The following is a 23,586-nucleotide window of genomic DNA, read 5'->3' on the forward strand; positions in this document are numbered from 1 at the left end:
ACGACGCCGCCCGCGCCACACGAGCGGTACTGGTGCCATGGCCACGCCCCAAAACTGCATCCTGGTCGCCGGCGACCACCTCGTCGTACGCGACGGGCTGACCGCCCTCCTGGCGACTCAGCCGGACCTCACCGTGATCGGCGAGGCCGCATCCCCGAGCGGCTTGCCGCCGAGTACGGGTTCTGTTCAGTCGGGCCCGCGCAGCCTCACATCCGGGATCTCAGCACGTCGACCTCACAGCCTGGCGCGAAGGGGTCGAAGCCGTGCTCGGTCAGCCAGCGAACTATCAGCAGGCTTCGCAACGACCACCACGCGCGGATCACGTCGAGGTCGACGTCGGTGCCATAGCCGGCGATGACGTCGTCGAGGTGCTCCTCGTGTCCGAGCGTGAAGGTGGCGAGGTCGTGCAGGGCATCACCCTGGCCCGCCTCGGACCAGTCGATGATGCCGGTGACCTCGTCGCCGTCGACGAAGACGTGCGCGATCTGCAGGTCGCCGTGTGTGAACGCCGGAGTCCACGGCCGGAGTGCGGCCTCGGCGACCTGGCGGTTGCGGGTGACCAGGTCGGCGGGCAGGACGCCGTTCGTCACGAGCAACTCGCACTCGTCGTCGAGTTCCGCCGTCAGCGCGACGATGCTCCGGCCGGCCTGGCCGGGCCGGGGCGGCAGGGGCGCTTCGTGCAGCTTCCGGATGGCGGCGCCCGCCGCGGCCCACGCCGCCGGCGACCCGGTCGACGGCCCCCCGAGTCTCCCGAGCGTGGTCCCCGGGAGTGCGGCGATCGCGAGCACGGGCGGCTTGCACCACAGGACCTCCGGGGTCGGGACCGGCGCGAGGGACATCGCCTCGACCTCGGCATCGATGCGCGCCCGATCGGCGTCCACCTTCAGGAACACGTCGCCGACGCGCAGAGTCGTGCGCTCGGAATGGGCGACGACGACTTCGACCTCATCCATGGGCGACCAGTATCCCGGGGACGATCGCCGACGTCGCCCGGTTTGTCGCGTGCGACTGCGCGGCTGACCGCGTCCCGCCACCCGGCGGCCTCGTGCACGACACCGACCTCTGACCAGATCAAGCCCACCACTCCTGTTAGGGAGTGGAGTCCTCGCAACGACTGGGCCGTCACCGTAGGACCGTAGAGCGCACCATGGCCTGGCTCGCCGGCTGCCGCAGGCTCTGCGGGGCACCTTCAAGTGCCCCGGGCATGGAACGCCTTCGCCGCTCCCGCAGGTCGGCCGCCCACTTGTCGTCCTGCGTGCCTTCGCCGGCCGCTCCTCCTCGGTGGCAGGGGCTAGGGAGAACGGGGTGCAGCCGGACGGGGGACGCAGCTGCCACGGTACGAGGGCGTGCGGGAGGTGGCTACTGATCTTGAATTCGTGATGTCGTGCGTGAGCAGTCCGATGTGGTTGTCTCCATGCGCGGCCACGTCCGTCGTCATAGATTTGTCCCGCGCCGCCGACAGCCGCGGATCGTCGTGTACTGGCCGTCCGCGCACGGCGGCCGGAGGATCACGGCGAGCCGCCACGGCTGTAAGAAGGCACTCCGCGTGCGCCCTCGAGGATGGCGCCCGCCAGCTTCGCGCCAGACATCTTTGCCCCGGTCAAGTCTGCGTTGCTCAGGTCTGCATGGGTCAGGTCCGCGCCGCGCAGGTCGGCGCCGGTCAGGTCCGCGTCAGTCAGGTCCGCGTCGATCAGGACCACGCCGCGCAGGTCTGCGGCGCTCAGGTTCGCGCCGATCAGGGACGCGCGGGTCAAGTCGGCGCTCGAGTCGGCCTCGCTGGTTTCGTTGGTTTCTTCGGCCCTGCTCAGGTGCGCGTTGTGAAGGTTCGCTCCGCCGAGTTCCGCGCCGGTCATGACGGCCGCGCCCAAGCGCGCGTTGGTCAAATTGGCGCCTCCGAGAAATGCATGCCGGAGGTCCGTGTCCTGCAGGTTCACGTCGGACATGTTCGCGTTGTCGAGGGACGCGCCGAAGAGGTCGAAATTCTCGAGGCCTGCGTGTCGGAGGTCCGCGCCGGTGAGGAACGCGAAGCGGAAGGTGCTGCGCCTGCGCATGCCGCCTTCTGTGAGGCCCACTTCGCGCTCCAGGCCGCGCAGATCGACGCTGCTCAGGTCAACTCGGTACAGCGGCTTCCCGTCCTGGGTCACCTCCCGGTCTGCGGACCGGTTGCCCAGCACGGAAACCACAGCCGCCACGTCGGTAGGGGGTCTGTACTCCTCTGCCGGCTTGAAGCCATTGTCCGGAACGGGCGCGTGCTGGCGTACGAACGCGGACAGCACCGAGACGACAGTGCGCTGATCCCTGGAGGAGTCCTGCATGATGCGTTGCAGGGCGTAGATGCCCCCGAGGCGCACATCCAACGATGCTGATCCCAGGTTGGTGATCGCGGTGTTGAACCGGGTGGTGATCTGCCCCTGCTCGGAGATCTGCAGGTCTTTGTTGGTCTGCCCTACCGACATCCACGTGAACAGCAGGGCGACCAGTGCAGCCAGCCCCGGCAGCGTGGACGCCGCGAGTGCCACCCACGTCAGTCGGCTGATACCGGTGTCGCGGCCCGGCCCGATGGGGCGGCTGCGTTGCCGTCGATGATCCCTGGCGGCCCGTCGACGGGCGATCCGGCGGAGTTGCGCGGCGGCAGAGGGCTCAATCATCCCCTCATGACATACCAGGAAGCAGTGCCCAATTCTCCGCCACGCTGTCGTAGCACTGGATCAGGACTTTCCGGAGGTGGTCGTAGAGGAAGAGTCGGTGTCCATGGTCACCCTGCGCAGCCCCGACGTCCTGCCGGTCGATTGGACTGCGGACACCATCGGCGGCACTGGTCCGGGCCATTCCGCGCTCAGCGTTCCCCCAGCCACTCCCCTCAAGCACCTGATCGTTCCTCTGTCCGGCCCAGCCCCGGGTCGCTGAGGTTCGCGCGCGAACCTAGCGTCTTCCACCAGGGCCGGACGTCAGCCGGACGACCGGCTGACCACCCAGGGCCTTCGGTCAGGAGGAGGGCAATGAGCGGGGTCCCGAAGAGGGGCAGCGAACAAGAACCTGCCCCGACGCACGAAGAGATCCAGGCCAGGATCGGAAAGCGCCTGGACGACGTTGCCAAGATCCTGGCCGGCGCCCTCGTCGCCGTTGCCGGAGTCATGACCCTGCTTGGCCTCAGCAGCGACGTCGTGTTCGTTGCCCTCAACAACGAGTCGTGGCCCATCTATGTGGCCTCGCTCTGCGCCATCCTCGCCATCGTGTGCAGCATTGTGGCTCTGCTCGTTCACCCCACACGGCTGGGCAACCTGTGGGAGACCGTGGTCCTCATTTTCGGGGTGATCTTCTACATGGTGGCTCTGGGCGTGGCGGTTATCGGCGCGGCCAAGGCTGCTGGGGGAAACGGGCGGCCGACCATCACCAACATCAAAGTCGACGGCCCCCGGTCCCATCTGAAATTGAGTTTCGATGTTCATGCCGACGGCGTCGAGACAGGAGCCAGCATCGAGGTGTATGTAAATGCCGTAAGAGCCGACTTGTCCGAGCCTGTCCACGACTCGGTCGACGCCTACTCAAGTGAGCTCAGACCCAACGACAAGGGCGTGGTCGAGCAGCGGGTCAGTATGCCGATGTCCCTTCCACCACAGGCCGCTGGCATCAGCATCGAGGCCCTCAACGCGGGCGACGGAACCCAGGACGAGTGTGGATCGCTCGCACAGCGCGGGCCGACGTGCGCGAGGTTCCGGGTTCCCTGACAAACGGTGACCGCCCTTGAATGTGCGATGTCGTCATGGTGGAGCGGGTCGCAGTCCGGTGCCGGTGAGGCAGCCGTCGAGTGCGTCGTTGCGGTATTGGAGTTTACGTAGGCCCTGCCGGACGGCGGTGATGAGGTCTTCGGGGTCGGCGAACGCGCGGTTGGCCAGGGTTGTGCGGCGGAGGATGGACCACATTCCTTCGACCGGGTTGAGGTCGGGTGCGTAGGAGGGCAGCTGGTAGACGGTGAGCCAGTCGTGGGCGGCGATGTAGCGGTGCATCCCTGCTGCCACGTGGGTGTTGAGGGTGAGGTAGGCCGCCGGCGAGGTGCCCGTGGATCGGGTCCTTTTCCGTCGGCCCCCTCCCGAACCGTGCAGGCGGCTTTGACCGCACACGGCTCTCCAGTGATTACTTCCGGGGAAGAGCTGAGCCTCGTCCTGCATGAATGTTGTGGTGGCAGGCTGAGCAGACCACCAGGGTCTTGCGTCGCCGTGTTGCCATCAGGGTCATCCATGGCGGTCGATCTGGCCGACCGGGCCTGTTGAGATCGGCGAGTTTCCGCAGGTGGTGGACTTGAAGTCCCTTTCCTGCGCCGCAGATTTCGCATTTCCCGGCCAGGAGCCGATGGATCAGCTCGTTGCCGGGACTGGCCATGGTCGGTCGTCGGTCGGTCAGGACGGCGGTGCGCTTGCGGATGAGTGGGACCCCGCCGAAGCGGTCGATCAGTGGTTTCCTTCCCGCGTCGCGCTGCACCACGGCCTCGAAGCAGATCCGGGGGCCGACCGGAGTGCTGATGGTCGCCTTGAAGGCGCGGGCCATCGCCGGGACGGTGGATCGGTGCTTCGCGGCCAGGGTCTTGAGCATCGATGTCTCCATGACCCAGTGCAGCGTGTTCAGGCGAAATACATCCTGAGCGAGAAGGTAGTACTGGACGAACCCTCGGTATTCGGCTCCGTACTTCCCGACGATGGTGAAATCGCTGTCGTGGAAGAGCTGGCCGCGTGCCGCTGGGCTCCCGTTTCTCATGTAGCGGGCGCATCGTTCACGGATCACTGAGTTGGGCACATACAGACCCATGACGCCGTTGACCGCACGGCGTCCGCGAGTGAGTTTCGTGTCCTCGTGCTGAGCCCGTATTTCATAGCCAAGGAACCTTGCCGCCTGGCTGGTGGCATGGGTGATCAGTGTCTTGGACTCCGAGAGTTCCAGCTTGAGTTCATCGTGCAGGAACTGCTGGATCCGCGACTTGATCTCCTTGGCCTCGTGTTTGGGCCCGGCGAAGCCGAGCAGCCAGTCGTCGCAATACCGCACGTACTTCAGGCGTCGAAACCCCGGGTCGTTCGGGTCGCCGCTCGGCAGCCTGCGGCGCTGCTGTTTCAGCGACTTCACCGATTCCAGGTCACCGCGTCGTTCGGCCTTCTCAATCTGGGATTTGTTGGCCAGGTAGGCCGGGTTCTTGCGACGGGGGCCGCCCCGGTTGTATTCGGGCAGCAGATCTTGTTCAACAAACTGGTCGAGCTGGTCCAGGTAGATGTTCGACAAGATCGGGGATGCCGTGCCGCCCTGTGGGGCGCCGCTGTGAGGTTCCCCCGTCATACGGGAGCCGCTGATCAGCTGGTCAGCAGGGGTTGACGGGTGTTGAGGTTCGTTAGTTCGGCCGTCGCCTGCTCGGCGTAGTACTTCTCCTCGAACTCGATCGGGCTGAGGAAGCCGAGCCGTTTCTGGATGCGGCGGGAGTTATAGAAGCCGTCGATGTATTCGAAGAGCGCGAGGTTCGCCTCGGCCCTCGTGGTGAAGGTGCGGCCACGGAGGCCCTCGGTTTTGATGAGCATCCAGAGGTTCTCCGCGAGGGCGTTATCGTACGAGTCCCCGACGGAGCCCATGGATGCCTCAACTCCCGCTCGCATCAGACGGGTTGTGAGCTTGATGGATGTGTACTGACAGCCGTGGTCGGCGTGGTGGATGAGCTGCCCGGGCTCGACCTCGCGGGACGCGAGTGCGTACTCCAGGGTGGTCAGGACCAGGTCGGCGTCCGCGCGGGCGGAGGTCTCCCACGCGACCACCCGGCGGGAGAAGGCGTCCCGGATCGCAGAGAGCCACAACGGTCCCTCGCCGGTGGAGATCATCGTCAGGTCGGTGACCCACAACCGGTTCGGCGCCGGTGCGGTGAAGTCCCGGTTGACCAGGTCCGGGGCGAGGCTGGCCGTGGGATCGCGGCGCGTGAAGCCCTTCCGCCGGGGGCTGATCCCTGCGATGTCGGCCTCGCGCATCAGGCGCTCGACCCGCTTGCGGCCCACGTGGACGCCCTCGCGTTTGAGGACGGCGTGCACGCGCGGTGAGCCGTAATTGCCGCCGGACTCGGTGTGGATCTCCTTGATCCGCTCGGTCAGTTCGACGTCGCGGCGCCGCCGTTCGCACGGCTCCTTCTCCGCACGGCGCCACCGGTAGTAGGTGGAAGAGGCGATATGCAGTTCCCGCAGGACGCACTCGACTCCCAGGCGGGGATGCTCGTCAACGAGCGCCGTCACCTGGGCCGGGTCGGGTCGAGCTGCGCCGCGAAAAAAGCTGAGGCCGTCCGCAGGACGTCGTTGGCCCGCTTGAGCTGGGCGTTCTCCTTGCGCAGCGCGGCGAGCTCGGCCCGCTCGTCGGTGGTGAGACGGTCGTCGCGCTCGCCGGCATCGGCCTCGGCCTGCCGGATCCAGCCGCGCAGGGCCTCAGGATGCACACCGAGGTCGACGGCCAGCTTCTTGATCTGTGGCTTCGGCTCGGTGGTGCGATACATCTGCACCGCACGCTCACGCAACTCCAGCGAGTATTTCCTGGGGGCAGCCATGGTCATAGGTCCTCTCATGAGTCCCATCTGACCGGCTGTCAGCTTCCTCCGCATCTCGGGGGAACTTCACTGCGACGGAGGATGAGGGAAGAGAGGGGGCTGCGTGGTGAAGTGTGGGCCTCTGATAACTCCGACAGCAGGGAGCATTCCTTCTGATGACCACACAGCCCGCACGCCCTGAACGCAGCGGTCGCGAGACCGCCTCGGTGATGCATGTCTTGCCGTTCAAGCCTTCTCTCGTCAAAGCGGTGTTCAGGGACGTGACCCCGATGCACGTCTCTCGGTCGGCCGCGTGGGCCGCCGCGTCGGTGACACGGACAGTGCTGACGGAGATCATCGACGGCGCGAGGAGAGAGGCGGCGGCGGAGGCCCGGAAGAAGCTGATTCCCGGGGACCTTCTCTCGGCGATCGACCGGAACGTCGAGCTCGAGGTGGGGACCAAGTGGTACGACCACAGCCCGACGTTTCATGGCCTGACCGGTGTCCTGTACGACGCCGAGGGCGTCATCGTGCCTTCTCGTAAGCGCAGCAGGTCACGCAAACCGAGTGCTGTGGTCGGCGCCCACAGGTTCGAGGCTGGGGTCAAGAAGCTGCTGCGGAGCCAGAGGGCGACGGCCGTCCCAGCGATGGTCCGCGACCTGGACGGAATCGCGAGCGTGTTCCTGACGGACCTCGCCCTGGACGCGGCCATGGTCGTCCGCGAGGGCGGGGTCAAACGCTTCGGTACGGTCACCCTGGAGATGTCGGGCGAACCGGCCCCACCCCCGTTCCTCAAGGATTCCCTCCGGGCCCGGCCCACCCGCAGGGGGGACGGGCGGACCATCGGCAGGGACGACATCCTGGCCGCCACCACGATTCAGTTGTTCGGCGGCAACCTCAGGCAGCGAGCCCTCACCGAAGCACGCAAGGCGTCACAGAACACTTCGGTCGGTTGAGCGGGTGCGACCAATATCGCTGCCTGCACTCTCATCTGCTCCTCACCGATGCACCTCCCGGCGGCGTCATGATGGGCGCGGGCGCTGGTGGAGCCCGCACTGACCAGGGGCAAGTCTGTCTTCCTCTGGCGGGCGGCCTCGGCGGTCACGCCTTCCAGCAGTGCGGTGCAGACGCCGCGTCCCTAACGGCCCGGAAGCGGCCGTAGACCGTGGACCACAGGCCGAACTCGCCCGGCATCTCCCGCCACTGCCTACAGGTAGGGAACCGCCAGATCACTCCCACGAACTGCTCCCGCAACCGTCCGGGGTACGGGCCGTACTCGCCGATCGGCAGAGAACGGCTCGATCAACTTCCACTGCTTGTCGGTGAGTTGGCGGCCTGACGCGAACCCGTGGCGCTGAATCGAATGCGTCCCCGCCTCGACGCGAACCCTTGACGCTGAACCGTTTCATTGCTTCTCTCAAGAGGCTGCCTATGGGAGCGCTCCCACCCTCACGCCGAAAGGGATCCCGTGCAGACCACCCCCCACGTCACCTCTTTACGCCGCCTCGCCTGTACCCTCCCTGCGCTCGTCACGGCCGTTCTCGTCGCCTGCCTGCTGTCCTGGACGGGGAGTTCCCCCGCCCAGGCCGCGACGGGTGACGGCTCGGTCTCCGACCCCAACATCGTCTACGTCGGGCGCTGGGACACCAGCGCCGGCACGGCGGCGGTGCCCTCCTGGACCGGTGCCTACCTGCAGACGGCCTTCACCGGCACCACGGTGAAGGTCAAGGCGAGAGAAGCGGTCAACCTGTACGCCAGCATCGACGGCGGCCCCGACGTCTTCCACCCCGGGGTGCGCGGCACGGTGAACCTCACTCCCCAGCCGTTGTCCGCCGGCACCCACACCCTGCGCATTTCGTACCGCTCCGGCGACACCGTCTTCCAGGGCCTGGTGCTGGATCCCGGTGCGCGCACGCTCGCGCCGAACGCCCCGTCCCGGCTCGTCGAGTTCGTCGGTGACTCCATCACCGCGGGCGCGCTCACGGACCGGCTCGCACTGGACTCGTACGCCTGGAAGACCGGCGAGCAACTGGGGGCGCGCCACACCCAGATCGCCCGTTCCGGCTACTGCCTCGTCGCCCAGTCCGGATGCACGGGCCTGAGCACGCAGTTCTTCAGGACGGCGAGCACGGGCAGCCAGAAGTGGGATTTCTCCCGCTATCGGGCGGACGCCGTCGTCATCAACCTGGGCACCAACGACATCGGCCACGGAGTGACCGGCGCCGCCTTCCAGTCGGCGTACACCAAGTTCCTCGCCGACCTGCGCGCCACCTACCCGAACGCGCGTCTCTTCGCCGTGCAGACGCTCAAGAAGCGCTATGTCAACGAGACCAGGGCGGCCGTCACCGCCCGCACCAACGCCGGTGACAGCGGGGTTCACTACGTCGACACCACGGGCTGGCTGACCGACGGCACCGACTACGAGGACGGCAACGGGCATCCCAACGAGGCGGGCCACACCAAGTTCGCGAACCGCCTCGCCCCCGTCATCGCCGCCCGACTCGGCAACCCCACGTCCACTCTGGCGGCCGCTCCCGGGCAACCCGGCGACCCCAACATCAAGTTCGTGGGCCGCTGGGACACCGGGACCTCCACCGCCTACACCCCGTACTGGGCGGGCGCCTACTACAGGGTCGGCTTCACCGGCCGGACCGTCCAGCTCAAGCAGCGCGGGACGATCGACTTCTGGGCGAGGATCGACAACGGCCCGGTGAAGTTCTACGACGACGTCAAGGGAACGGTGAACCTGACCCCCTCCCCGCTGTCCGCCGGCAACCACACCCTTCAGGTCAACTACCAGGTGGTCGCCGGTTCCTACCGGGGTGACGCCGTCTTTCAGGGACTGGTCCTCGACAGCGGCGCCACCACGTTCGCTCCGTCGGCGCCCGGCAAGCTGATCGAGTTCGTCGGCGACTCGATCACGGTGGGGACGACGTCGTCGCAGAACGCCCGCACCGCGTACGGCTGGCTGATCGGGGAACGACTCGGCACCGAGCACACCCAAATCGCCCAGGGCGGCGCCTGTCTGGTCGCCGCGGCGGACGGATGCGTCGGCCTGGAGCGACAGTTCACCAAGCTCAACCCGAACGCGGCCACCCCCGACTGGGACTTCTCCCGCTACCAGGCGAACGCGGTCGTCATCAACCTCGGCACCAACGACGTGGGCCACGCAGTCAGCTCCGCGCAGTTCCAGACGGCGTACACCAGCCTGCTGCGCAAGGTCCGCGCCGCGTACCCACAGGCGTGGATCTTCGCGTTGGAGACCTTCCGCGGCCGGTACGTCCCGCAGACCCAGGCGGCGGTCGAGGCGGCCGTCGACGGCGGCGACTCCCGGGTCTCCTTCGTCGACACCACCGGCTGGCTGGGTTCGGGCGACCTGACGGACTCGGTCCACCCCAACGACCAGGGGCACCGCGTCATCGCGGACCGGCTGGCACCGGTCATCGCGGCGCGGATCGGTATGTGAGGGAGGGCCGGGGCCGGCGGACCGCGACGCGCAGGCGCGCGCCTCCACTGCCTGCGCGGGCGCCCGGCCCCGGCCCTGGCGGCGAGATCGCCGCACTCCTCTCCCGTCCCCATCACCGGCCCAGTGCGTTCTCCAACTGCTTCTTGGTCATCGAGGAACGGCCCTGGATGTTGCGCTTCTTGGCCGCGTTGTACAACTGATCCTTGGTCGGACCCTCCGCACCGCTGTGCGAGCGCTGCCCACCACGCTGGGACGCCGACTTCGGGTCACGCGTCGAAGTCTTGCTGGCGGTCTTCGACTCACCCGACCTGGCCCGCTCCTTGTTGACGGTCCGAGAGGCGATCTCCTTGGCCCTCTTCGACGACTCGCCACGGTCCTCGGCACTCTTCTTGACATGCTCGTACTGGCGCTCCCGCTTGGAACTCGATCCGGCCGGCATGATGCTTCTCCCTTCTCATATGAACTGCGGTGAGCCGTCTTCATCGGCTTCACCGCTCAGCGACGGGCCTTCGGATCGGATCACGGGTGTTCGGTCTGCTGGTCCGGAGGCACGCCCCCGCCGCGCCCACCCTCCTTGTCACCCTTGTCCGTGCCGTGAGCACGGCCACCCTTGGCCTCGGTCTCCCGTGCCTTGATTTCGCCGCTCTCCTGCGGTGTGCCGCCGCCCTTCTCGCTGTGCCGCTGCTCCGGCTGCTGCGGATTCGACATCTGCGGGCTCCCCTGTTCACGTCGGAGGTCATTTCCGACCGACGAGTTCCCCCAGCCGCCCGCCCGAAGCGTGCGCCCCACGCATCCCTCCGCCCCTGGGGCCGCCCTCCTGGAACTGCACCGCCGTCAGGAAGGCCCTGCCTCATCGCTGAGCCGGAGCCACCCCGTGAACGTGGCGCCCACCGGGTTTACGCGGAAGGCTCTGGGCACTCGTGCTGCGGCTGAACGGCCGTGGGACCGAGGCCGCGGACACGGTGGGACCCGTGCCTGCGGCCTCAACCTGCCTGCGCTGCCATCGGGAACTCCGATGCACCCGGCTACCCGCTGGCAGCTGTTGCTTGCGTCCCGCACCGCGGGCGTCACCTGCCGCGGTACGGGCCGAGGTTTCCCTCCTGTGGGCGCCATGGCGCCCTCCGCGTGCGTGTCGGATTGCCCGGCTCCCGCAAAGCTAACAACGTCAGGAACAACAACCGGAAAAAGGACACATCCGACCAGAAAGCAGGATGCGCGCATGCCCGGCAGTGAGAGCGAGAATCCGGCAATCCCCTCCCCCAGCCCCACGGCGAGCCGGCCCCGGACGAACCGGGACTGGTGGCCGAATCAGCTGGACCTTCAGATTCTCCATCAGCATTCATCGCGTTCGAATCCGATGGACGAGGGCTTCGACTACGCCAAGGAGTTCGCGACCCTCGACGTGGAAACGCTGAAACGCGATGTCTTCGAGGTGATGACCACCTCGCAGGACTGGTGGCCGGCCGACTACGGTCACTACGGTCCACTCTTCATCCGTATGAGCTGGCATTCCGCGGGAACGTACCGAACGGCGGACGGCCGGGGCGGTGGTGGTAGCGGCGCGCAGCGGTTCGCTCCGCTGAACAGCTGGCCGGACAACGCGAGCCTGGACAAGGCGCGCCGTCTGCTGTGGCCGGTCAAGCAGAAGTATGGGCAGAAGATCTCCTGGGCGGACCTCCTGGTCTTCGCCGGGAACTGCGCCATGGAGTCCATGGGGTTCAAGACGTTCGGGTTCGGTTTCGGGCGGGAGGACCAGTGGGAACCCGAGGAGATCTTCTGGGGGCCCGAGGACACCTGGCTCGGGGATGAGCGCTACAGCGGGGATCGGGAACTTGCCGGTCCGTTCGGTGCTGTGCAGATGGGGCTGATCTACGTCAACCCGGAAGGCCCCAATGGCACCCCGGATCCGCTGGCTGCCGCCACAGACATCCGTGAGACGTTCGGGCGGATGGCGATGAACGACGAGGAGACGGTGGCGCTCATCGCCGGCGGCCATACATTCGGCAAGTGCCACGGGGCGGTCGACCCCAACTGCATCGGGCCCGAGCCCGAAGCTGCCCCCATCGAGCAGCAGGGCCTGGGCTGGCGGAACACCTGCAGCAGCGGAGTCGGCGGCGACGCGCTCACCAGCGGGCTCGAAGGGGCATGGACGCATGAGCCGACGAAATGGGACAACGGGTTCCTGGACAACCTGTTCGGCTACGACTGGGAACTCACGACGAGCCCGGCCGGTGCCCACCAGTGGACTCCCACCGACCCCTCAGCTCGGGACAGCGTGCCCGATGCTCATGATCCGTCCAGGCGGCACGCCCCCATCATGCTGACGACGGATCTCGCGCTGAAGTTGGACCCGGTCTACGGGCCGATTGCCCAGCGCTTCCACGAGAACCCGGACCAGTTCGCGCTGGCCTTCGCCAAGGCGTGGTTCAAACTCCTGCACCGCGACATGGGTCCCCGCTCGCGCTACCTCGGCCCGTGGATTCCCGAGCCGCAGCTTTGGCAGGACCCGGTCCCCCCGGTCGACCACGACCTGATCACCGACACGGACATGGCCGCTCTCAAGGGAACCATCCTCGCCTCCGGCCTGTCCGTCTCCCAGCTCGTCACCACCGCCTGGGCTTCGGCCGCCAGCTTCCGCGGCACCGACCAGCGCGGCGGCGCCAACGGGGCACGGATCCGGCTCGCACCGCAGAAGGACTGGGAGGTCAACGACCTCCCCGAAGTGACCGAGACGGTGCGTGCACTCGAGCAGATCCAGCAGGACTTCAACGGCTCACAGACCGGCCAGACGCGGGTTTCCCTCGCCGACCTGATCGTCCTGGGCGGCTGCGCGGCCGTCGAGAAGTCCGCGGCCGACGCTGGGCACGACCTGGCCGTCCCCTTCACACCGGGGCGCTCGGACGCCACGCAGGAACAGACCGACGTGGAGTCGTTCGCCGTACTCGAACCCAAGGCGGACGCGTTTCGCAACTACCTCAAGGCGGGTGAGAAGCTCGCCCCCGAAACCCTCCTGCTCGACCGCGCGAACATGCTGAACCTCACCGCCCCCGAAATGACCGTCCTGATCGGCGGCATGCGAGCCCTCGACACCGCCTACAGGGACTCCGCACACGGCGCTCTCACTGACCGGCCCGGGGCCCTGACCAACGACTTCTTCATCAACCTCCTCGACATGCGCACGCAATGGTCCACGTCGGCCACGGACGAGAACGTGTACGAAGGCCGGGACCGGGACACGGGCGAGGTGAAGTGGACCGCGACCGCCGTCGACCTCATCTTCGGCTCGCACTCCCAACTCCGCGCCCTCAGCGAGGTCTACGCCTCCCGTGACGCCGACGCGAAGTTCGTACGGGACTTCGCTGCCGCCTGGGACAAGGTGATGAACCTCGACCGGTACGACGTCCGCCGCTGAGTGAGATCCAGGGCGAGCCCCTCGGTCAGGAGCCCCTGAGCTCTTGGCCGGGTGGGCCCCGGGGCTCTCTCCGGGATGCCCGGACCCTGGAGCGGGCTCGGGTTACGAACACTGCGCTGGGACTTGGGGCTCTGATCCGTGAGCCGGAGCTCGGAGCCCTGGACCTTCAAAGCCCCGGAGGTCCACAAGCAGCGTGCCAGAGTCCGAGACACGCGCCCCGTGCACACGCTGGACGGGCAGGCGCACCACGTCCGCAAGGAGAAGTGCCTCTCGCTGCTCACCGGTCCTGAGGCGGTCAGTGGTCTGGGGGAATGCGTCACCGCGATGTGGGACGAAGCCGTGGCATCGCGGCCCGGCCGACCGTCGGTCGTACTGTTCGACGAAACTGGCCGCATCCTCCCCAGGGCGTTTGCCGGTGGACCGGAATCTCCCTCGACGACGCCGGGCAGGTGGCCCGGGATCCGGCTGCCATGGTTGACGGCTTCGGCACGCCGGGGCCACGCCACTGGCGGGCGCGTTGTGAACCACGTACGCGAGGGGGCCGCTCCAGCGCCGACCGGGTCGGTGCTGAACGCGGTGAGCCGATACGGGGGCGCCGACGGCCGACTCCTCGACCGGCACACCGCTGCAGTCGCAGTGTGCTGGTTCGTCTCATGCGCCGTCGCGCGCCACCGGCCGCAGGGAGACGGGACGCATCAGTAGGCGGCCGGGCGGGACTGTGTCCTCATCGCGGGCAGACCCCGGGGTGCGCAGCAGGGACACCCCTCGTGGGCCCACCACACGCCTTGGGGGGCGCCACGAGCCGGACAGAGCCAGCAGCAGCCGTCCCGCGCCGGCGGGGACGATCCGTGTGACGACCGCGTGCGGGAGAGGGCGGATCGCGCGGGAAAGGTCTCGACGAGTTCGAGTTCGAGTTCGAGTTCGAGTTCGCTGCAGTACGACGCGGCCAGTGCGGTACTCGACGAGGGCGAAGGCGAGCATGCCGTAGAAGCGCTCGACGCACGCGATGGCCCGCCGCCGGTAAAGACACGGCCGCTGAAGACGCCGCTGAGCTCGACGCCGCGAGGTCGGGTCGCCGGGCGTCGAAGCGGATCTCACCGCTCAGCCCGCACATGCGGCGCCACCTTCCTTGCGTACTTCGTCGGTCACACTCCGATAGGGGACTCCCGGCCCGCGCCCCGGACGGGATGGCTGGACATGGGAAACCCCTTCCGTGACGTCGAGGAAGGCTGCGCGTGGCGGCGCGGATCAACGGGCGATGGACTCCGGCGCCCCGGAGGTGGTGGAGGCGCCCGCCGGGCCCGTGGTGGGGTGCATGGTCTTTTTGCGGCTGTGGGCGGATGTCCGGCGGTCCCTGCGTTCGCCGCGGGTCTCGGCGATCAGCACATCGACACAGGCCAGCAGGTCCTCTTCCTGGGCCACGTGACGGATGCGCCGAGCGGCGCTGCCTTCCGCCAGGGCCCACCTGGTCAGCGCGTCGACGGTCTGCCAGTCGCCGTGGGCTTCGAGCGCGGGACGCAGACGGGTGACAAGCTTGCGCACGACTCGTGCGGCAGATGCCTCCCGACGGGTCTCGGGGTCCACCAACGTCCCCTCCAGCCCGGATCGCGCGGCTCGCCAGGATGCGCCGCGCAACCACTCGTGGTGGCCGTTGCAGGCCGCCGGACCGGCCCCCAGATGGTCGCAGGCGTCAGTCACCAGGGCACGGAACAGCCCGGCGACGAGGACTACGGTCTCCACGCGCGGACACGCGTCACAGATGCGCAGTTCCAGCGTGGGCAGATGGGCGGAGGGCCGTACGTCGAAGTAGATCATCCCCGGATCGCTGATGATCCCGGCCTGGACGAGCTCGTCGACGGCGGCGTCGTACTCGGCCGCGTCGGCGTAGCAACCCACCGGACCCGCGCTCGGCCAGCGCTGCCACACCAGCGTGCGCCAGCTGGCGTAGCCGGTGTCGACCCCCTGCCAGAAGGGCGAACTCGCGGACAGCGCCAACAGCACCGGCAGCCACGGGGAGATCGCGCACATGACGCCCACCGCCGTGTTGCGGTCGGGTACGTCCACGTGGACCTGTGCGCTGCAGATGACCTGCTCGTCGGCCACCTTGCGGTACTCCTCGGCCATACGGCGATAGCGCGCGTCGGCGGTGGGAGGCCCAGAGGCGGCGGGCGCCAGCGGCGCCGTGCCCGCGGCCACCACGGCCAGTCCCAGCGAGGAGGCGGCCGCGTCAAGCCTGCGTCTGGTGTGAGAGAGGTCGGTGTACAGGCTCTCCAGCGAGGCGTGCACCCCACTGTTCGACTCCACGGTGCACCGGTGCAGCTCCGCGGTGAAGCTTCGTCTCGGAAGCCGTCGCAGTACATGCTCGGCGCGCGGTACGAGCAGCCCGCTCTCCACCTCCAATAGATGGAACTCCTCCTCCACTCCCATGTGTACGTTCACGTCACTCCTAGCGGTCTGACCCGAACCTCCGCACGTCTCTGCAAACGTGCCCTCGAGGGGCGGACGCGGCGGCTGTGATGACGATCCCCAAGTGCCCAGAGCGGCGATAACTAAGCGCCCATCTGAAATAGCTGCTTCACAGATGAGCGGGGAGTCGTCCTCGTGGGTCGCCGGCCGGCCGCCTTCTGCCCGCGAAGGGGAGTGAACCCCGGCAATTCCGCGTCCGCGCCCCTCGGAACGGACTAGCCGGCCTCCTGCTCTTCGCTGTGCTGCCGGTCCCTGCGCGCTGTAGGTCTATGACCGAGGCCGCCGCGGAAGCACAACGGACGACGAGGTGGAGGCTCCCGGAGGTGACGACCTACCAAGGGCCGAACGTTGCAGCGCACGCACTGCCTGCAACGCCTGGGCAGGGCACCCCCCTCCCCGGCGGCCGCCGCCCCGGCAGCTGTTGCCCGAAGAGTCTGGTTCAGCGGATCACGAACGTCATCGCGCTTCGAGCAGGCAGCAGGACAGTGAAGGAGCCGTTCGACATGCCGCTCGTACCCTGGGACGCGACGTTTCTGCTCGCGTCGGTCAGCCACGAAGCGACACTGGAACCGGAGGCGCCGGCCAGGGTGAACTGCTGGCTCACCGCAGCGGATCCCTTGTTGATGGCGACGACGACCGTGGAGCCGCCGCCACGGTACGCGGAGACGTAGACGTTCGTCGCCGGATTCGCCGTCGCTCCGATCCGCACATACCCGGGTCGGACGAACCTGGCGAAGTGCGCCATGGCGGCGCCGCGCTTGCTGATCTTGCCGTCCTCGCGCATGGGGCCGTAACTGCGCCGGATGTACCACCAGATGTAGGCCTGGAACTCGGCGTCCACCAGGGCCCGGTGGATATGCTCCCCGACGTCGAGCGCCTGGGGCCAGAGGTCCGCCGAATCCGAGCTGTTGGGGTAGTAGACCTCGGTCATCCAGAGTTCCTTGCCCGCACCCTTCTGCTTGAAGAGGGGATAGGGGAAGTTCGCGAACGGCGTGCCGTAGAGGTGTGCCCCTATGACGTCCACGTTGGCGAGCGCAGCCGGGTCGTTGAGGATCGGGTCCGACATGTTCTTCAGGTACTGGAAGGACTCCGGCGCGATGACCCTGGTGCCGATGGAGCCGGCGTTCTCGCGCAGGAACCGGACCATTTCGGCGGGGGTCCACCACGTCCAGTCATGCGCGTAATCGGGCTCGTTCTGCACCGATATGCCGTACAGATTCACTCCGTTGTTCCGGAGGTAGGTGTTGAAGTCGTTCAGGTGCTGGGCGTAGGCGCCGTACATGTCGTACCTGAGACGTCGCGCGTCGGTCTGGCTGCCGCGGACGAAGGTCTCGACCATGGACGCGGGCGGATTCCAAGGTGAGGCGATGACGGCGGCCCCTCGTTCGACCGCACGCTGCGCCGTCGCCAGATCGCGGTTCCACGCCGCCCGGTCCTCGGGCACGGGGATCCTCAGCACAGAGAACCCCAGCTGCCCGTCGCCGGTCCCGAATGCCATGTCCCGCTGAGCCGCCGTGAGGTCGCCGATCCAGGCCGAGTGGGTCATGCCGCCGAAGCCACGGATCGTCTGCCGGGTCGCCGACGCATCGATGACCGCCGTGGCAGCGACCGCCGCGGCCCCGGCTTCGGAGGCTCGGGCGACCGACGCCGTGGCGGGGAGGACGGGCAGGGCTCCCATCGTTGCCAGGACGGTCCTCCGGCTCGGCGATCTCCGGTCCCCGCTCAGGGACTCTTTCCGACTCTGTGCCATGGCTCCTCCGTTGGCCGCAGGTTCTGCTCCGGACCTTCGAGGCCTTCGCCGGCCCGCAGGTACGGACTAAGTGGGAGCGCTCCCACTCGCATGGATGACTGCACACGTGCCGTTTTCGACGGAAGGTTGTACTGGAACGTCGCCCCGACACCGCTCAGCGGCTCACCGGGGCGCCCATGCCGTTCGACATTCTGAACGATGTCCAAGTGGCGGACCTGACGAAAGTTAACGATGCCCGTCACCGAGGTCAAGCCCTTCGACGCTTCGACTCCGGACCAGGCGACCGGCCCGACAGCGAACGATGGCTACACGCTGCCGTCGCCCGCACCGAACAAGATTGCGTGACCAGCACTGTCGCGGTCCGAACGCGCCTGGACGAGGTGCCGCCCGCCACTCGGATGCCCTGAATTGCGACGGGCACCCGTCTGAACTCCCAGATGCCGTGCCGCGATCGGGACACAGGGACCACCGGCTCACCCCTGCCGGGAGTGGACAGGACTGTTGGCAACCTCGTCCGGGCAACGGCGGTGCGAAGCGTCGCCGCCATGGTCACGCAGCCAGTCAGCGGTGGCCAGCGCCAGCGAGGCGGCCATGCCGACGAGGGCCACGCCGAGCGCGGTGACCAGTGCCGTGCGGTAGTGATCGGTGCCGCCCAGGACGAGGTAATAGATGCCGGGCAGAACCGCGGTACCCACAGCCGCCCCGAGACGCTGGCCGGTCTGCAGGGCACCGCCCGCAGCCCCTGCCATGCGGACGGGCACGTCCCGCAGGGTCATGGTGATGTTCGGGGAGACCACGAAGCCCCCGCCGATGCCCGCGACGAACAGAGCCGGTGCGGCCACCCAGGGCGCCACATCGTCCGCCACTAGCCACAGCAGCAGCGATGCGCCACCCATACCGACGACGACGGCGCTCAGCCCGCACACCGTAAGCAGGCGACCGAAACGGTCCACGAGCCGGCCCGCCACCACCGCGGCAGCGGCGGAGCCGAGGGCGAAGGGGGTGACCGCCAGCCCGGACTCCAACGCAGTGAAGTCGAGCCCACCCTGGTAGAAGAGCGCGAAAACGAGCCACACCCCGCTGAAGCCGATGAAGTACAGCGTGCCGACGCCGCACCGACCGCGTAGCCCCGCACCGTGGTGAACAGGCGCGGATCCAGCAAGGGCTGGGCGTCACGAGCGACCAGGCGGAACTGACGCCGGGTGAAGAGCGCGAGCAGCACCGCGCCCACCGGGAAGAGCCACCACAGTCGTCCGATGCCGCCGGCGTCCGCCGGCACCAGCGGGTACATGACCGCCAGCACGCCCAGGCCGAGCGGCGCGATACCGGCAACGTCCACCGAGCCGCGGCCGGAGCGCTCGACGCGTGGCAACAGGCGCAGACCGAGCAGGACGGCGAGGACCCCGATCGGCACGTTGACAAAGAAGATCCACCGCCAGCCGTCGGAGCCGTCGGCAAGTGCGAGGATGGCGCCGCCGGTGAGCGGTCCGGCGGAGGAGGAGATGTGCTCCCACGCCTCGTCGGCGGGCGCTGGGGGCGACCATCAGCATGGTGACGAAGCCCTGCTCGAAGAAGGTGTACTCCAGCACGCTGTAACCCAGAGGCCCGGATGCGTCTCGGGCCATCAGGACCACACTCTGTTCGCACCAGCGCCGGATGCTGTCCCGTCGTGCGTGGTCGCCTGCTGCCACGACGGAATCGATCTTGGCTAACGCGGCCCAGTCCGATGGATCCGCGCGGTCCACTTGAAGCCCGCTGAGGTTCTCGACATCCATGGGGTGCATCGTGGCAGCGTATGAGCGGTTGGCGCTCGCCCGGAACGCCGTGATGCCCTCGACGCATTGGGGATGCGCTGGCCACCCAGCAGGAGATCCCGACGACTCACCCCCCTCTGCCCCGGCGTTCTCCTGCTTCTCCCGCAGCGACTCCAGCCGTCCAACTACCTTCTGGGTGTCGTCGTGGTCCTCACCCAACACCCGACGGCGCCTCTCCAGCGTCTTCTCGTCCAGGGCGAGAGCTTCCTCGTGCCGCCCGAGCCAACTCGGCGTCCCCCGCTGTCCGTAGTCGATTTTTGCGTTATGACCAGGGCAGAACCAGGGCGCCCCAGGCGACGACCGGGCCGAGGGCGACGATTCCGCCGGTGTAGCCGATGACCTGGCGGTAGAAGCGGCGGGTGTCCACCCCACGGGCGTTGCTGAGGACGAGTGCTCCGTTGGTCGAGAAGGGAGAGGTGTCGACGATCGTCGTGGAGACGGCGAGCGCGGCGATGAGTCCGGCGGCGCTGAGGTGGCTGGAGAGCAGCAGCGGTACGGCGATGGGGATGATCGCTGTGAGAATCGCGGTGGAGGAGGCGAAGGCGGAGGTGATGGCGACGGTGAAGCACAGCAGCAGGGCGACGACGGCCGGGGCGCCAAGACCCGCGGCGTGTGCGGAGATCTCCTCGATGATGCCGGCCTTCTCCAGCATCGCGATGTACGTCATCATGCCCGCGACCAGAAGCAGGGTGGACCAGCTGACGCCGTCCACGGCCTTCTCCTGCCGCTTCATGTCCACCAGGGCCAGCAGCGCGCCGGCAGCCAGCGCGAGGAAACCGATCTCCAAGTGGAAGCCGAGCGCTCCGACCACGAGGGCCACCAGACAGGCGAGGGTGAGCCATTGCCGCCAGTCGGGCCTGCCGGAGACGGCGAGGTCCTCGTCGTCGGCTGCCTCCGTCACGCCCTCGGCCAGAGGGGCCGGACGCTTGGCGAGGAGGGCGTAGGTGAGGATCGAGAGCACCAGGTTGATCAGGAAGCTGGCGCTGAACAGCGCCACGGCGGAGACGTGCAGATCGGCCTGGTCGACGAGGCCGAGCACCAGGGCACCGGAGACGGCCAGCGGGGAGAACGCGCCCGCGTGCCCGCCGCTGATCACCATCATGCCGACGACCAGCGGGTTGAGCTTGTAGCGGTAGGCGAAGTTCATGCCGATCGGCGCGAGGATCGCGACCGCAGCCGGGGTGAAGGTACCGAACGCCGTCAGCAGGGCGGCCACCAGGAACAGCACCCAGGGGATCAGCGCGACCTTGCCGCGTACCAGCCTCACCCCGGCGGCGACGAGCCAGTCGATGGTGCCGTTGCGGCGGGCGACGGAGAACAGGTACGTGACCCCGACGATGGTGACGAAGAGCTTCGCCGGGAACCCCTCGAAGATCTCGTCCTCGGTGAGGCCGAGTGAGGCGGTCCCGACCGCGAAGGTGGCGACGAAGGCGAGGATGCCCAGGTTGATCGGCAGCATGGTGCCGACCACGAACATCACCAACAGGGCGCCTATGGAGATCACTTCAGCAGACATCTTTGTCCTTGGTGCGGTGGGGACGGGGTGGCGCGCCGCGAGGGCGCGAGGGTGTCCCGGTCCGGGCGGCGGGGAGCCGGCGTGACCGAGGTGTGGTGCCTCGTGGTTCAGGCAGCTTGCGGGGTGCCTGCTTGCGGTACGTAGATGCGGGCGTCGGCGAGCAGACGAGCGGCACGCTGCACGGTGACCCGGTACGGCAGGCCCTCCTTTACCTCGGTGCAGCGGACCCCGACGACGCCGGCGGGCGTGCCGAGGCGCAGCCATTCGTCGGTCGGGCCGCCCGTGGTCCGGGAGACCACGGAGCCCTCCACCAGTCCGGCCGCCGCGACGGCGACGGCAGAGGTCAGGCCGATCGCGGGGTGCGGGGCGTTCATGGTGAGCATGCGTACCGACACGTCGTAGTCCTGGGCACCGATCCGTTCACCGAGGGTGGTGGTGTACGGCACCGGCGGGCCGACCAGGCCCACCTTCGGTACCGCGTCGCCAGGTTCCTCGCCCGGCTGGAGCAGCCCCATCAGAGGTGCGGCGGTATGGCGAACGGTGCGCAGCCAAGGGACGTCCGCGCTCATCCGCTCCAGTGACTCGGCGCCGGTGCGCCCGGCGCTGGCGGCGTCGACGAGGACGACCGGAGCTCCTGCGGTCACCATGCTCACGCGTACCGGCTCGGCGGCGCCGACCCGCAGGTCCTGGGCGGGCCGGCCGGTGGGAAGCAGAAGAGTGGTGGTAGCGGCGGGGTCGCGGAAGGTGAGGCCGACCGCGACCCCGCCGGCACGGGTGCCGGGTACCGTCTGGCGGCCGAAGTGGCGCACCACGCCACCGGAGGTGTCGACGATCCCTTCGAGGACCGCGCCGGTATTGATGTTGCGCATCACCACGCGCGTACCGTCGCCGGTGACCGGTACCAGGCCTTTGGCCACCGCGTACAGGGCAACGCCGGTGGCGCAGTTGCCGCAGTTGCTCGTCCACTCCACCGAGCCCGTCCCGATGCCGACTTGAGCGAACAGGTAGTCGACGTCGATGCCAGGCTCGGGTGAGGCGCTGACCACGGCCGCTTTCGAGGTGGTGGGGGTCGCGCCGCCCACCCCGTCCAACTCCACGGGGTCGGTGGCGCCGTACGCGGCGACGAGCAGCCTTTCGAGGTCGCCACGGTCGGCAGGGACATCGACCTGGTTGAACAGCCAGCACTTGCTTGTGCCGCCACGCACCAGGGTCGCGGGAATGTGCACGTCTGAGGCTCTTCCTGGATCAACGGAGGGAGGGAAAGGGCCGAGGCGGCGGATACCGGCGCATTGCGAGCCGGTGCACCGCTCGGCGACTGCGGAGACCTTCCCAGAGGCGTGACTTCGGAACAATCGCAGTTCGCTTCACCTGGGTTTAGCTCAGCTAAAGTCGTCGCCATGCTCAACGTCCGCCGCCTCCTCCTGCTCACCGAGGCCACCGAACGCGGTTCACTCACCGCCGCGGCGGAGGCCCTCGGGATGACCACCTCCGCTGCCTCCCAGCAGATGTCCCTGTTGGAGCAGGAGGCAGGCCAGCCCCTCATCGAGCGACTGCCACGCGGTATCCGCCCCACCCCGGCAGGAGCCGCGCTGGCCGAACGCGGTCATGCCATCCGCCGGGAACTCCGTGCCGCCCAGGCCGACCTGGACTCCTTCACCGCCCTCGACCAGGGCACCTTGCGCCTCGGTTCCTTCCCCACGGCGAGCGCGTCCCTCCTGCCGCTGGCGCTCACGCGTTTCCGGCGTCGCCACACCGGCATCCGCATCGAGGTACGCGCCGGAGTCCTCGCGGAACTCAGGGAGATGCTGCACACCGGCGAGGTGGACCAAGGGCTGCTCTGGGACTACGAATGGAACCGCCTCGACGATCCGGCGCTCGCCCTCACCCACCTGCTGGACGACCCGACGGTGCTGGTCGTCCCCGCCGACTCACCCCTGCGCACACATCCCTCGGTGCGCCTCGGCGACCTCGCCGACCAGGAGTGGATCATCCGCGCCGACAACCACCCCGTCGCCGACGTCCTGCGCCGAAGCTGTCGCCAGGCGGGATTCGAGCCGCGCATCGCCTACTCCTCGCACGACTACCAGGAAGCGCAGGCCATGGTCGCCGCGGGTCTCGGTATCGCGCTCGCACCGCGCCTGGCCCTCACCAGCCGACGCAGCGACGTACGCCTCCTGCCGTTCGCCTCCGACGTCCCGGCCCCCACCCGCCGCATCCTCCTCGCCCGCGCCGCGGCACGCCCCGCCACCCCACCCGTCCAGGCGATGGCCCGCGTCCTGCGCACGGTGGCACAGCGATTCACCGCCCCGGACCTGCATCGCGCTCAACTGGGAGCGGTCCGACGGGGCTGACGGCGCGGCCACGGGCCGCGCCCTCAAGCAACGGTGCACACAAGTTGAGACAGACGACGACGTGCTGCGCCCCGCGTCGGCCGCGAACGGCATGCGGGACGCCGAGCTCGAACTCGACCTGGTCGACGGGCGCATCCGCTGGTGTCCGGTGGAGGGACTCGCCGGTCCTCGCCCTGCCGGGATGCCCGCTCGGTCGCCGGTCGCCTGACGCGGGCGGGCTCGCCTTCCGGCGAGCCCGCCCTGCCGGCTCCCTGCTGAAGCCGGATCTGTGTC

General features: G+C 68.3%; 17 protein-coding genes and 5 pseudogenes. 7 read left to right on the top strand and 15 right to left on the bottom strand.

The window, feature by feature from the left end; all coding sequences use genetic code 11:
- Positions 1-206: 206 nt before the first annotated feature.
- Entirely contained in the window at positions 207-953 is a 747-nt protein-coding gene (locus OHU89_RS01940) for a phosphotransferase family protein (RefSeq protein ID WP_405639193.1), read from the bottom strand.
- A gap of 140 nt (positions 954-1,093) precedes the next feature.
- Here OHU89_RS01940 and OHU89_RS01945 point away from each other — a divergent pair.
- Positions 1,094-1,177, top strand: a pseudogene (locus tag OHU89_RS01945) (IS5/IS1182 family transposase); the annotation flags it as partial.
- 331 nt (positions 1,178-1,508) lie between these two features.
- On the opposite strand, the gene OHU89_RS01950 reads toward OHU89_RS01945, so the two are convergent.
- Complete coding sequence (locus OHU89_RS01950; RefSeq protein ID WP_405639195.1) at positions 1,509-2,648, bottom strand: pentapeptide repeat-containing protein; 1,140 nt, start codon at positions 2,646-2,648, stop codon at positions 1,509-1,511.
- Between the two features lie 351 nt (positions 2,649-2,999).
- Here OHU89_RS01950 and OHU89_RS01955 point away from each other — a divergent pair, with 351 nt between their 5' ends.
- Positions 3,000-3,728, top strand: coding sequence for a hypothetical protein (locus OHU89_RS01955; RefSeq protein WP_405639197.1), 729 nt, complete (start codon positions 3,000-3,002; stop codon positions 3,726-3,728).
- 33 nt (positions 3,729-3,761) lie between these two features.
- Here the strand turns inward: OHU89_RS01955 and OHU89_RS01960 are convergent.
- From OHU89_RS01960 to OHU89_RS01975, 4 genes and pseudogenes are all read right to left on the bottom strand, one after another.
- Positions 3,762-4,031: pseudogene (locus OHU89_RS01960) on the bottom strand (transposase); the annotation flags it as partial.
- A 103-nt stretch (positions 4,032-4,134) separates the two neighbouring features.
- Positions 4,135-5,322 (bottom strand): group II intron reverse transcriptase/maturase, encoded by a 1,188-nt coding sequence (locus OHU89_RS01965; RefSeq protein ID WP_405639199.1) that lies wholly within the window; start codon positions 5,320-5,322, stop codon positions 4,135-4,137.
- Positions 5,323-5,336: 14 nt separating this feature from the next.
- The gene (locus OHU89_RS01970) at positions 5,337-6,254 is read right to left on the bottom strand and encodes an IS3 family transposase (RefSeq protein ID WP_405638656.1); all 918 of its coding nucleotides are present in this window, start codon (positions 6,252-6,254) and stop codon (positions 5,337-5,339) included.
- Entirely contained in the window at positions 6,251-6,559 is a 309-nt protein-coding gene (locus tag OHU89_RS01975; protein WP_405638658.1) for a transposase, read from the bottom strand. The genes OHU89_RS01970 and OHU89_RS01975 overlap by 4 nt, the downstream gene beginning before the upstream one ends.
- A 155-nt stretch (positions 6,560-6,714) precedes the next feature.
- On the opposite strand from OHU89_RS01975, the gene OHU89_RS01980 reads away from it, so the two are divergent.
- A complete protein-coding gene (locus OHU89_RS01980) occupies positions 6,715-7,494 on the top strand; it encodes a hypothetical protein (protein WP_405639201.1) in 780 nt (259 codons plus the stop codon).
- Positions 7,495-7,526: 32 nt separating this feature from the next.
- Here the strand turns inward: OHU89_RS01980 and OHU89_RS01985 are convergent.
- A pseudogene (locus OHU89_RS01985) lies at positions 7,527-7,898 on the bottom strand (transposase); the annotation flags it as partial.
- Positions 7,899-8,006: 108 nt separating this feature from the next.
- On the opposite strand from OHU89_RS01985, the gene OHU89_RS01990 reads away from it, so the two are divergent.
- Positions 8,007-10,004, top strand: coding sequence for a GDSL-type esterase/lipase family protein (locus OHU89_RS01990; RefSeq protein ID WP_405639203.1), 1,998 nt, complete (start codon positions 8,007-8,009; stop codon positions 10,002-10,004).
- Between the two features lie 112 nt (positions 10,005-10,116).
- Here OHU89_RS01990 and OHU89_RS01995 read toward each other — a convergent pair whose 3' ends face one another.
- Complete coding sequence (locus OHU89_RS01995) at positions 10,117-10,443, bottom strand: plasmid stabilization protein (RefSeq protein WP_405639205.1); 327 nt, start codon at positions 10,441-10,443, stop codon at positions 10,117-10,119.
- Positions 10,444-10,523: 80 nt separating this feature from the next.
- The gene (locus OHU89_RS02000) at positions 10,524-10,712 is read right to left on the bottom strand and encodes a hypothetical protein (protein WP_405639207.1); all 189 of its coding nucleotides are present in this window, start codon (positions 10,710-10,712) and stop codon (positions 10,524-10,526) included.
- Positions 10,713-11,223: 511 nt separating this feature from the next.
- Here OHU89_RS02000 and katG point away from each other — a divergent pair.
- Positions 11,224-13,416, top strand: a complete 2,193-nt coding sequence (gene katG / locus OHU89_RS02005) for a catalase/peroxidase HPI (protein ID WP_405639209.1) — start codon at positions 11,224-11,226, stop codon at positions 13,414-13,416.
- A 1,248-nt stretch (positions 13,417-14,664) separates the two neighbouring features.
- Here katG and OHU89_RS02010 read toward each other — a convergent pair.
- The 6 genes and pseudogenes from OHU89_RS02010 to OHU89_RS02035 form a co-directional block, all read right to left on the bottom strand.
- Positions 14,665-15,843, bottom strand: coding sequence for a glutamate--cysteine ligase (locus tag OHU89_RS02010; RefSeq protein ID WP_405654262.1), 1,179 nt, complete (start codon positions 15,841-15,843; stop codon positions 14,665-14,667).
- 478 nt (positions 15,844-16,321) lie between these two features.
- Positions 16,322-17,560: a glycoside hydrolase family 30 beta sandwich domain-containing protein gene (locus OHU89_RS02015; protein WP_405639211.1), complete on the bottom strand. Its 1,239-nt coding sequence runs from the start codon at positions 17,558-17,560 to the stop codon at positions 16,322-16,324.
- A 545-nt stretch (positions 17,561-18,105) separates the two neighbouring features.
- A pseudogene (locus OHU89_RS02020) lies at positions 18,106-19,136 on the bottom strand (MFS transporter); the annotation flags it as partial.
- Positions 19,120-19,818 (bottom strand): annotated as a pseudogene (locus tag OHU89_RS02025) (tetratricopeptide repeat protein); the annotation flags it as partial. The pseudogenes OHU89_RS02020 and OHU89_RS02025, both read right to left, overlap by 17 nt.
- Positions 19,709-20,962, bottom strand: a complete 1,254-nt coding sequence (locus tag OHU89_RS02030) for an SLC13 family permease (protein ID WP_405639213.1) — start codon at positions 20,960-20,962, stop codon at positions 19,709-19,711. The pseudogene OHU89_RS02025 and the gene OHU89_RS02030, both read right to left, overlap by 110 nt.
- A 107-nt stretch (positions 20,963-21,069) precedes the next feature.
- Positions 21,070-22,188 carry a PrpF domain-containing protein gene (locus tag OHU89_RS02035; protein ID WP_405639215.1) on the bottom strand — a complete coding sequence of 373 codons (1,119 nt, stop codon included), beginning with the start codon at positions 22,186-22,188 and terminating at the stop codon, positions 21,070-21,072.
- Positions 22,189-22,359: 171 nt separating this feature from the next.
- On the opposite strand from OHU89_RS02035, the gene OHU89_RS02040 reads away from it, so the two are divergent.
- Positions 22,360-23,313: a LysR family transcriptional regulator gene (locus OHU89_RS02040; protein ID WP_405639217.1), complete on the top strand. Its 954-nt coding sequence runs from the start codon at positions 22,360-22,362 to the stop codon at positions 23,311-23,313.
- Between the two features lie 61 nt (positions 23,314-23,374).
- Positions 23,375-23,521, top strand: coding sequence for a hypothetical protein (locus OHU89_RS02045; RefSeq protein ID WP_405639219.1), 147 nt, complete (start codon positions 23,375-23,377; stop codon positions 23,519-23,521).
- Positions 23,522-23,586 lie beyond the last annotated feature (65 nt).

It is taken from the genome of Streptomyces sp. NBC_00019 (genome assembly GCF_045041015.1).
In the GTDB taxonomy this organism is placed as follows: Bacteria; Actinomycetota; Actinomycetes; order Streptomycetales; family Streptomycetaceae; genus Streptomyces.

Bases quoted from the DNA above. Each gene is read 5' to 3' on its own strand.
- OHU89_RS01940 (WP_405639193.1), bottom strand. From the start codon at position 953: ATGGATGAGGTCGAAGTCGTCGTCGCCCATTCCGAGCGCACGACTCTG.
- OHU89_RS01950 (WP_405639195.1), bottom strand. From the start codon at position 2,648: ATGATTGAGCCCTCTGCCGCCGCGCAACTCCGCCGGATCGCCCGTCGA.
- OHU89_RS01955 (WP_405639197.1), top strand. From the start codon at position 3,000: ATGAGCGGGGTCCCGAAGAGGGGCAGCGAACAAGAACCTGCCCCGACG.
- OHU89_RS01965 (WP_405639199.1), bottom strand. From the start codon at position 5,322: ATGACGGGGGAACCTCACAGCGGCGCCCCACAGGGCGGCACGGCATCC.
- OHU89_RS01975 (WP_405638658.1), bottom strand. From the start codon at position 6,559: ATGGCTGCCCCCAGGAAATACTCGCTGGAGTTGCGTGAGCGTGCGGTG.
- OHU89_RS01980 (WP_405639201.1), top strand. From the start codon at position 6,715: ATGACCACACAGCCCGCACGCCCTGAACGCAGCGGTCGCGAGACCGCC.
- OHU89_RS01995 (WP_405639205.1), bottom strand. From the start codon at position 10,443: ATGCCGGCCGGATCGAGTTCCAAGCGGGAGCGCCAGTACGAGCATGTC.
- OHU89_RS02000 (WP_405639207.1), bottom strand. From the start codon at position 10,712: ATGTCGAATCCGCAGCAGCCGGAGCAGCGGCACAGCGAGAAGGGCGGC.
- katG (WP_405639209.1), top strand. From the start codon at position 11,224: ATGCCCGGCAGTGAGAGCGAGAATCCGGCAATCCCCTCCCCCAGCCCC.
- OHU89_RS02010 (WP_405654262.1), bottom strand. From the start codon at position 15,843: ATGGGAGTGGAGGAGGAGTTCCATCTATTGGAGGTGGAGAGCGGGCTG.
- OHU89_RS02015 (WP_405639211.1), bottom strand. From the start codon at position 17,560: ATGGGAGCCCTGCCCGTCCTCCCCGCCACGGCGTCGGTCGCCCGAGCC.
- OHU89_RS02030 (WP_405639213.1), bottom strand. From the start codon at position 20,962: ATGTCTGCTGAAGTGATCTCCATAGGCGCCCTGTTGGTGATGTTCGTG.
- OHU89_RS02040 (WP_405639217.1), top strand. From the start codon at position 22,360: ATGCTCAACGTCCGCCGCCTCCTCCTGCTCACCGAGGCCACCGAACGC.